This window comes from Streptomyces sp. UNOB3_S3 (assembly GCF_020740895.1).
Taxonomy (GTDB): Bacteria; Actinomycetota; Actinomycetes; order Streptomycetales; family Streptomycetaceae; genus Streptomyces.
In genome coordinates, this window is record NZ_JAILXP010000716.1 from 1 (window position 1) to 1010 (window position 1010).

The 1010-nt window shown below is 72.9% G+C and carries 1 protein-coding gene; it reads right to left on the reverse strand.

Annotated elements, in window-relative coordinates; all coding sequences use genetic code 11:
* Window positions 1–1010 (reverse strand): methylmalonyl-CoA mutase family protein (locus K6I33_RS35235; protein ID WP_229358860.1); only part of this gene is annotated, 1010 nt, incomplete at both ends.

Consider the following 1010-nt stretch of genomic DNA (forward strand, 5'->3'; position numbering starts at 1 on the left):
CTCCCGCAGCGCCCCGCACACCTCCCCCACCGTGGCCCGGGCCCGCAGGGCCTCCCGCATCGGGGGCAGAACGTTCTCCGTCTCGCCCTCCGCCGCCCGCCGCAGCGCGTCCAGGCCGCGGGTGACCGCGCCGCCGTCGCGGTCCGCCCGGAGCCTCGCCAGGCGCTCGCGCTGGCGTGTCTCGATCCCCGGGTCGACGCGCAGCGGCTCGTACGGCTCCTCCTCCTCGACGCGGAAGCGGTTGACGCCCACGACGACGCGGTCGCCCGCCTCTGTCTCACGGGCGACGCGATAGGCGTTGCGCTCGATCTCGCCCTTCTGGAAGCCCCGCTCGATGGCGGCGACGGCGCCGCCCATGCCCTCGACCTCGTCCATCAGCTCCAGGGCGGCGAACTCCAGCTCGTCCGTCATCGACTCGATCGCGTAGGAGCCCGCGAAGGGGTCGACCGTGGCGGTGACGTCCGTCTCGTGGGCGAGCACCTGCTGGGTGCGCAGGGCGAGCCGGGCCGCCTTCTCGCTGGGCAGGGCGATGGCCTCGTCGTAGGAGTTGGTGTGCAGCGACTGGGTGCCGCCGAGCACGGCGGCCAGGCCCTGGACGGCGACGCGGACGAGGTTGACCTCGGGCTGCTGCGCGGTGAGCTGGACCCCGGCGGTCTGGGTGTGGAAGCGCAGCATCTGTGATTTGGGGTTCTTCGCCCCGAATTCGTCCCGCATCAGCCGGGCCCAGATCCTCCGGGCCGCCCGGAACTTGGCGACCTCCTCCAGCAGCGTCGTCCGGGCGACGAAGAAGAAGGAGATCCGGGGGGCGAAGTCGTCGACGTCCATCCCGGCGGCGATGGCCGTGCGGACGTACTGGACGGCGTCGGCGAGGGTGAAGGCGACCTCCTGCACGGGCGAGGCACCGGCCTCGGCGATGTGGTAGCCGGAGACGGAGATGGTGTTCCAGCGGGGGAGCTCGGTCCGGCAGTAGCGGAAGATGTCGGCGGTCAGGCGGAGGGAGGGCTGGGGCG